Raw genomic sequence first — 7,873 nt, 5'->3', positions numbered from 1 at the left:
GAAAAATAGGTTGTAATGGGAGACTCTTTGTTTTCCTAGACAAAAATAATTACTTTTTCAAAAAAACACTTTTCTATTTTTTTGTTGGGTATTTTATTCTCTGGAAGTCCCTAAGTGGGTGGGTGGAATTAAATATAAGATGAACGTAGGTTGGGTTGAAGTATGAAACCCAACGCCTGCTATCAGCTATCGGCGATTCATTGTCGGCTAATCATTAAATTTTATGAAAACAGCCTCATTCGTTGAGATTATCCGAGATAGAGTAAGGATAGGTGAATAAGAGGCAAATAATCAGATCCTTTTGGCATGGTTTCTCGATAGAAGATTCTGTAGATGAAAAAGCACTGCGTCCGCTTTTCCCCACCAAGATCAGACGGCAAGTTTGTCGGGGGCGGCGGTGGGGGTGGAGTATTTACGGGTTGAGGTGGTGATCGCTGTTCTTAGAGAACAGTACGCGGTGGCGACGGTTACGGCTAAGATTGTCTCACCGAAGCCTTTTTAATAAAAATCGAGCAGCGAATAGTGGTTAATAATCTTCCACAGAGCAGGATTTTCAACATTTCGGAGGAGTTTATGAAAAAGCGGTGGTACATCTTTATAATTTTGGTCTTATCAGTATTTTTGATTGTTCTAGTCCAGCCATTAACTTATTCTTTGGATAACTCTTGCCCTGACAATCTAGAGCTTGTCAAGCTAGGAGATCAACCAGTATTCTGTGTGTCGGATAAGGGGCGAGCAGAAATAATTGGGAAAAGGCTTGAAAAGATTGCTGAAAATGGCTCTTTAAGGACTGATGTTTTTATCTTCAATTCTCAAGATAAAACTCTGGGGATTCCTTATATTCTTATCACGCTAAATGAGAGCGATAAAGTAGCCGTGGTGGAAAACAATTCTGTGAAATGGAAAGATATATTACCAAGATTTGATACGGGCGGCAGCAACAGTAAAATACAGCAAAATAATGAGCTAACCAACATAATTGACTTAGCTATTAAAAATCATGCCAAGAAAACGCAAGAAAGTAATTGTAAATTAAGGGTAGGATTAATATTGGAAGGAGCAGGGCTACTTTTTCTTTTAGTTTTCTATTTTACATGGATGAACCAACAAGATTGGTTTATACAACATCAAATACCATCTATGATCATTTTATTTGTTTTACTATGTCTAGCTAGTGTGGGTGGGGTTTTGATATTTTTTGACAATTTTTTTGAATATTTAGGCTTAATCTTGCCAGTTTTTTTGGGTATTATGGGAGGATTTTATGCTTCATTAAAATCTGTTGAAGCAACACAAGAATCAATCAAAACAGCGAAAATTGAAAAGGCATTAGAATATATATAGCGTTTCCTGTTCGCAAGAGGTACATTATCGATGTTGAAAAGCTTAATTAGCAAAGGTTTAACTGTGCCACACAGGTGTGAGAACCGCTATAAACAAATGGGACTCTACCGAATTACAAACTCCTAGAAGAGAAACTTCGGATTTCGTTCATCAAATAAACACTACCGCCCATGCCATTTCAGCCATCATGGCCGCTATTCCAAACGGCCCTAATTCACCTACCCAAGATGATATTAGAATCGCTGTTAGAAACGACGCTCCAGGCGTCTCAGAGGTTATGGGAAGAGCTATTGAAGAAAGCTATTAGAGAAGCTTTGAGAGCCAATATTAGGACAGAATTGACACAAATAGAGGGTGAAGTGAGAAGAGTTGTTGAAGACAGTATTCTACGAGAAATGAATACTGTAATTCCAGCAAAAACTCAGATCAGGTTTGACCTGAGAATAATCTGTAATTTCTGGGAGAAAATATACATTTTATTAGATAATAATTTGGCTGACAAAAGTATTTTATCAGAAGCTTTTAGAGATTTATACCAACAAAAATATTATCAGGTTTGTACTAAATTTTTAGTTTATCTGTCGTCAAGAGAGGGAGAGCCAAATACAGCGATGAGTACACATCTGAACAATTTAAGGAATAACGAAACATGGCAGTAGGGATAGGGTAAGAGCCTCTCAATTAGGCTTGACAAAAGGCTCTCAGCACAGCAATCATATAGTTATTATTTATGAGTGCCGGGTAAGCTCATCTAATTTGGTCTAAATTGTCCTTGACAAAGATTTCTAAATGGGGCAAAAAACGCGCTATAGTACCGCCCCGCACCGCGAGTACCCAGACTTAGCCTCTGCTACCCATGTATTATAATTAGCCTTAGTCTAAATGTTGGGCATCTCGAAAAATCGAAAGATTTTATAAAAACCAGAGACATAGGGAGCAAAAAAACCTTTGACTAGAGGGGAGAGTCCTTAGGAGCCGACGAAAATGGTAAAAAGACAGGGGAGAGTCAAAAAACGCCAGTCAGGGACAGAAGAGAACCAAGACAAGTTACAGGACTTGAACTGACTGATACAGTGGCAAAGAGGGACTTAGTATTAGTTATTTAAAATTATTCCCTCTTCACCACTGTATATAAAGGAGATTTCCCCGACCAACACTTTCTTAACAAAATCTGGCTCTTCGTTACTTGGTATGGTTCGATAGGGGGGCATAAATTGACTAAATCCTTATCCTTATCTGGCAAGAGACTTAATTGATGAGCTCGCTTTAGATCAAAAACAATTGACAAAAATCGCCAAATGCCTTTCTACATAAGGGTTACATCCCCTATAACCCCAGTCCATTGCATAACACAAACCGAAGAGCCCAAAATCTTTTATTCGAGGTGTCCCAAATATAGTGGTAATTTAGAGAATTACCGAGAAACAAAAGGTAAAAAGGATGATTGTCGCGGCGAATTGCCTTCGCCCTCTTTTAATAACTTCTGCTTATCAGTATAAGTGGGAGAGAGTCACAAATATTGAGATGCACCCAAAAGATGAGTCTAAAACTTTACTTTTTGCGTCATGGCGAAACCACAGCCAGTCAAGCGGGTAGTTTTTGCGGTCGATTAGACTTGCAACTAACCCCGGCCGGCGATGAAATGGCCAAGGATTTCGCTCTTGTCTATCGAGATGTGCCTTGGACAGGCATCTATTCTAGTCCCCTCAAACGCACCATGGCCACAGCCACCCCTTTAAGCGATCTCTTAGGTATTCCCATCCACAAACGGGAAGGATTAAAAGAGATTGCCTACGGCCAATGGGAGGGAAAAACCGCAGCCGAGGTTAATCGGGAGTTTCATGATGATTATGTGCGCTGGTTAGCAGATCCGGGCTGGAATTCTCCCACAGGGGGCGAAAAAGGCATCGATATCGCTCGCCGCAGTTCGGAAGTATTAGAGGAAATCGACCATAATCACGATGATGGCCATATTTTGATCGTTTCCCATAAAGCAACGATCCGAATCATGTTATGTTCTCTTTTAGGCATTGATATCGGCCGTTATCGCGATCGAATTGCCATGCCCGTGGCCTCGGTGACGATCGTCGAATTAGCCGAACACGGTCCCCTCTTTCAAGTTATGGGTGATCGCTCTCACCTCCGCAATGACCTACGCTCGCGAGCGGGAACCTAACCAGTCAACAGTAACCAGGGAAGCCCCGGATTTGGTCTCCTGAAAAACTATGTGCTTGATGTTATATTTTCTACGACACGGACAAACAGCCTATAGCAAAACGGGAGGATACTGTGGTACTCCAGAAAATGACCCCGGTTTGACTGCCGAAGGCATCGAAATGGCCGAGGAATTCGCCGATGTCTATCGTTCTTTACCTTGGCGCGCGGCCTATGTCAGTCCCCTCCAAAGAGCTATTCAAACCGCTAAACCCCTCTGTGAAGCGGTGGGACTGAAATTAGAAATCCGCCAGGGATTACAAGAGATCGGTTATGGTCTTTGGGAAGGTATGCACCCCAACGATATCGATCGTCAATATCATGATCTCTATGTACGCTGGTTGACGGATCCGGCTTGGAATGCTCCCCCCAACGGGGAAAGGGGGATCGATATCGCCCGTCGTTCCGCAGCCGTTTTGGAAGAAATCGAACACACCCACAGTGATGGCAATATCCTGATCGTTTCCCACAAGGCCACCATCCGGATCATGCTCTGTAGTCTGATGGGCATCGATGTGGGCCGTTATCGCGATCGATTTGAAATGCCCGTGGCCGCTGTCAGTATTGTTGAATTAGGCAGTCGTGGCCCGCTTTTCCATGGCATCGGTTTACGTTCCCACCTCAGTGAGTACCTGCGTTCTCTTCCTTGCACCTAATCAGTTATCAGTGATCAGTGATCAGTTATCAGTGACCAGTTATCAGTTATCAGTGATCAGTTATCAGTTATCAGTGATTCAGTTATCAGTGATCAGATGTGAGTTTTCATACTCAATCCGGTTATTAAAAACTGATTATCTATTCCCTCTTTTGCCTTTTGCCTCTTGCATGAGTGCCTGTCCTGATATGTAGCCTATACTCAAGGGATTTAGTATTACTTGCCACTTGATCATTCAATCCAAGCTTTTGGTCAGTGATCAGTTATCAGTGATCAGTTATCAGTGATTCAGTTATCAGTGATCAGATGTCAGTTTTCATACTCAATCCGGTTATTAAAAACTGATTATCTATTCCCTCTTTTGCCTTTTGCCTCTTGCATGAGTGCCTGTCCTGATATGTAGCCTATACTCAACGGATTTAGTATCAGGTCACTGATTACTGTTTGCTGTTTACTGATCGCTGAAAATACTCCCCACTTCCAATTTATGACCAAAATCCATCACTTTGAGCGATTACCTTCCACTAATACTAAAGCGTGGCAATTATTAGAGTCAGGGGAAAATCCGCCTTTTGTGGTGACTGCTAGTCAACAAAGTGCCGGGAGGGGACAATGGGGACGGGAGTGGATTTCTGAACCGGGAGGATTATATTTATCTTTGGCGTTAAATCTGGATTTAGAGGTGGATAAATCTGCCCATCTCGTTCTCGCTACAGTTTGGGGCATCGCTCATCACCTCAATTGTCAAGAAATACCTGTTAAAATCAAATGGCCGAATGATTTGGTATTATTAGGGCGCAAACTAGGGGGAATTAACCTAGAAACCCGTATTCAGGGTCAAAACATCCCCCAAGCAGTCATCGGAGTGGGCCTCAATTGGTCTAATCCTGTCCCCCCCACCGGCATTAATTTACAAGCTTTGGCCGGCAATAAAATCACCTCGATCGCTCAGTTAACTTCTCTCACCAGTGATGCTATCCTATACGGCTATGAATATTACTGTAATCACGGCATTAAAGCCCTATTAGCCTCTTATTTAGAGCTTTTTGCCAATTTTGGTCAAAAGATAGCTTTCGAGGGCTATCAGGGCATAATAACGGGGGTAAGCGATCGAGGGGAATTAAAAGTTAAATTAACCTCGGACAATGCCAGTAGCGAAATCTATATACCGGCCGGTAGGGTCAGTCTCGGCTATAATTGAGTCTAAATATTTTTTTGACTAAACTGTGAGAAGTGAGGCCGCCCTATGTATCCTTCATCGGTGATATTGAAACTTTTTCTAGGAAAATCCTTAAAAAAGAAGCTGAGTTTATGCAGTGGTCTCGGTTTAGTAATCAGCGGTCTGATTACTCTTGCTCCCAATGCGATCGCTAATTCCGAAACTGGCAGCGAAACCCCAGTGGTGGAAAATGCCGCCCCGACTCTAAAAGCCCCCGTTATCAAAGAAAATACTAATCCCGCCCCCCGTCTGGCTATCCCCGAAAACCATCAAACCGATATGCCTACCCTTGCCCCCCGGGCCGGCGGTAAAAATAATTTTATCGATACTAGAAACTTTAACCCCCCCACTTCCGTTGTTGTCACCGAGCGCCGTAGTGGTTGTCAAACCATTGCCCAAAATGGTCAACTGGTAGGAGGTAGCTGTAATCTGGCGGCCCGGTCTTCCCGTCGTCAGCCGGTCAGCACTGTGGCCAAACCCTTACCCCCGGTTAATCTGGCCCGGGTACGTCTCAATCCTAATCCGGCCGTGCGGGTAGGACGGCAGCCCCGAAATCAGCCGGTTATCGCTAATAATTCCCTGGGTCGTTATGCCCCCACTCTCGTCGCTTCTAGCGCCCCGGTACGTCTGGCCGCCCCGACGGTGATTCCCAGTCAGGTGGTAGCCCTCAATCCTCCGGAATGGAATGGCGTAAAATTAGCTTTAGCCCCGGTGACTCGCGCAGAAGTGGAGGCCATCAGCGAAGCAACCACCTATGAGCGGGCCACCCGTTTAAGTCCCACGGATTCTAACCAAACTCAACGCACCGATTTACTTTTTCCCCTCGCTCTTCCCGCCCAAATTACCTCGGTTTTCGGGTGGCGAAATCATCCAGTCAGCGGGAATCGGGCCATGCACGCGGGTACTGATTTAGGCGCACCAATGGGAACACCTGTATTAGCCGCCTACGCAGGGGAAGTGGCCACCGCCGACTGGTTGGGAGGTTACGGATTAACGGTGATTTTACGTCACCTCGATGGTACTCAAGAATCTCGTTATGCCCACCTTTCGGAAATTACTGTCAAACCGGGAGAATGGGTAGAACAGGGTGCGGTTATCGGTCGTGTGGGTAGTACGGGACTTTCTACCGGTCCGCACCTACACTTTGAATGGCGACACCTAACCGAACAGGGTTGGACTGCCGTAGATGCCGGTTTACATCTAGAATTAGCCCTCGATAATCTGGTGCAGAGAATGCAAATGGCCGCAGCCACTGACGCTAATCAGAATTGATTGGTTTTGGCTGACAACTATAGCAGTTTTTGGAGCTTAAAAACGCATCGTTGAGCTTTTGCCCAATTGATGCGTTTTCATACATTCGCAGTATTAAGTAGTTGGACAAAAATAAAGTTAACTGTGGGGTAAGGAGTCGGTCGTCAGGAGACGGGAGACGGGATACACGCTAAGATACAAATAATAAACTTGAGAGAAGCACTTGATTAAATATGACTCTAACTAACGTTGAAGTAAATCCCTCGACTCCAGAAGATTTTTTAGATTCTGAAACATTAGTACAGGTCGATTTAATGCAGCAAAAGATTCAACAATATATACAAACCCTATCAGTAGAAAATTTAAAGATGATTCTAGAATTTGCCGCTTATTTGTCAGATAAAGAAAGTGAAAAGGCAACGCAAGAAATTAGAGCAATCCCGAATATTATGGAACATTTGAAAGAAGCTGAAATGGATTTACAATCAAGTTGCCTCATTGATTGGGAAAGCTGAAATAACTTATAAAGTCCGTTTGACAGCTAAAGCAAATAAAGTTTATTCTGAAGCGGATCCAATCTTAAAAAAGAAGATTGCTAAGTGTTTAAAACTCCTTCAAGAAACACCGAAGAATTATCCTCAAATTAAAGCATTAAAGGGAGAATTTGCTGGGAAGTATCGCTTCCGCGTTGGAGACTGAGTAACGCACAGAAAACGGGTTTCTCGGAGAAACCCGTTTTCTACTCATGCACTCATGCAAAACGGAGAATAAATAATCAGTTTTTAATAACTGGATTTAGTATCAGTCAGGAGGCAGGAGTTTCAGGCTTTGTTGTCCTCTTTTTTGTACTAATTTATGTACTATGAAAGTGTTAAGCTAAAACGCACTTAAACCACCTAAAATAGAAATAGTAACTTGAGAAAAATCCTACTTATGCCAGCCAAAGATTTCCTAGACTTAGAAGAAAAGAAAAACTTACAAAAAGCTCTTAAAGAAGAAGAAAGAGCAGAGGTTAGGGAAAGAATTTTAATGTTTCTCTTGCTAAACGACGGAAAAACTCAACGAGAAATAGCTGAGTTTATTGGCTGTTCACTCAAAACGGTCGCCCCTTGGTGTGTTCACGGCGATCCTAACAATTTAGAAAGTCTAGAAGATGGGAGAAAAAATGGAAATCATAAAAAAGCCACAGA

10 protein-coding genes are annotated in these 7,873 nt (G+C 43.0%); 9 read left to right on the top strand and 1 reads right to left on the bottom strand.

The window, feature by feature from the left end; all coding sequences use genetic code 11:
* Positions 1 to 573 precede the first annotated feature (573 nt).
* Positions 574 to 1,344: a hypothetical protein gene (locus tag H6F92_RS09310; protein ID WP_190357634.1), complete on the top strand. Its 771-nt coding sequence runs from the start codon at positions 574 to 576 to the stop codon at positions 1,342 to 1,344.
* 290 nt (positions 1,345 to 1,634) lie between these two features.
* A complete protein-coding gene (locus H6F92_RS09305; RefSeq protein WP_190357633.1) occupies positions 1,635 to 2,003 on the top strand; it encodes a DUF4760 domain-containing protein in 369 nt (122 codons plus the stop codon).
* Between the two features lie 449 nt (positions 2,004 to 2,452).
* On the opposite strand, the gene H6F92_RS27035 is transcribed toward H6F92_RS09305, so the two are convergent.
* Positions 2,453 to 2,644 (bottom strand): hypothetical protein, encoded by a 192-nt coding sequence (locus tag H6F92_RS27035; protein ID WP_409791522.1) that lies wholly within the window; start codon positions 2,642 to 2,644, stop codon positions 2,453 to 2,455.
* Between the two features lie 237 nt (positions 2,645 to 2,881).
* Here H6F92_RS27035 and H6F92_RS09300 point away from each other — a divergent pair, with 237 nt between their 5' ends.
* The 7 genes from H6F92_RS09300 to H6F92_RS09270 all read left to right on the top strand — a co-directional run.
* On the top strand, positions 2,882 to 3,520 hold the full coding sequence (locus tag H6F92_RS09300) for a histidine phosphatase family protein (RefSeq protein ID WP_002759709.1): 639 nt from the start codon (positions 2,882 to 2,884) through the stop codon (positions 3,518 to 3,520).
* Between the two features lie 49 nt (positions 3,521 to 3,569).
* Positions 3,570 to 4,214, top strand: a complete 645-nt coding sequence (locus H6F92_RS09295) for a histidine phosphatase family protein (protein WP_002759710.1) — start codon at positions 3,570 to 3,572, stop codon at positions 4,212 to 4,214.
* A gap of 486 nt (positions 4,215 to 4,700) precedes the next feature.
* On the top strand, positions 4,701 to 5,414 hold the full coding sequence (locus tag H6F92_RS09290) for a biotin--[acetyl-CoA-carboxylase] ligase (protein ID WP_190357632.1): 714 nt from the start codon (positions 4,701 to 4,703) through the stop codon (positions 5,412 to 5,414).
* 45 nt (positions 5,415 to 5,459) lie between these two features.
* The gene (locus H6F92_RS09285; protein WP_190357631.1) at positions 5,460 to 6,704 is read left to right on the top strand and encodes a M23 family metallopeptidase; all 1,245 of its coding nucleotides are present in this window, start codon (positions 5,460 to 5,462) and stop codon (positions 6,702 to 6,704) included.
* Positions 6,705 to 6,916: 212 nt separating this feature from the next.
* Complete coding sequence (locus H6F92_RS09280; RefSeq protein ID WP_190357630.1) at positions 6,917 to 7,198, top strand: hypothetical protein; 282 nt, start codon at positions 6,917 to 6,919, stop codon at positions 7,196 to 7,198.
* Entirely contained in the window at positions 7,182 to 7,382 is a 201-nt protein-coding gene (locus H6F92_RS09275; RefSeq protein WP_242030069.1) for a type II toxin-antitoxin system RelE family toxin, read from the top strand. Before H6F92_RS09280 ends, H6F92_RS09275 begins: the two co-directional genes overlap by 17 nt.
* Positions 7,383 to 7,616: 234 nt before the next feature.
* A partial coding sequence (locus H6F92_RS09270) for a helix-turn-helix domain-containing protein (protein WP_190356818.1) occupies positions 7,617 to 7,873 on the top strand: 257 nt, incomplete at its 3' end.

The sequence above is a fragment of the Microcystis wesenbergii FACHB-1317 genome, from assembly GCF_014696875.1.
GTDB lineage: Bacteria > Cyanobacteriota > Cyanobacteriia > Cyanobacteriales > Microcystaceae > Microcystis > Microcystis wesenbergii_A.
This window is presented reverse-complemented; position numbering and strand designations above follow the sequence as displayed.

What these genes read in the sequence shown, in the direction of transcription:
- H6F92_RS09290 (WP_190357632.1), top strand. Translation starts at nt 4,701, where the DNA reads ATGACCAAAATCCATCACTTTGAGCGATTACCTTCCACTAATACTAAA.
- H6F92_RS09280 (WP_190357630.1), top strand. Translation starts at nt 6,917, where the DNA reads ATGACTCTAACTAACGTTGAAGTAAATCCCTCGACTCCAGAAGATTTT.
- H6F92_RS09310 (WP_190357634.1), top strand. Translation starts at nt 574, where the DNA reads ATGAAAAAGCGGTGGTACATCTTTATAATTTTGGTCTTATCAGTATTT.
- H6F92_RS09300 (WP_002759709.1), top strand. Translation starts at nt 2,882, where the DNA reads ATGAGTCTAAAACTTTACTTTTTGCGTCATGGCGAAACCACAGCCAGT.
- H6F92_RS09285 (WP_190357631.1), top strand. Translation starts at nt 5,460, where the DNA reads ATGTATCCTTCATCGGTGATATTGAAACTTTTTCTAGGAAAATCCTTA.
- H6F92_RS09295 (WP_002759710.1), top strand. Translation starts at nt 3,570, where the DNA reads ATGTGCTTGATGTTATATTTTCTACGACACGGACAAACAGCCTATAGC.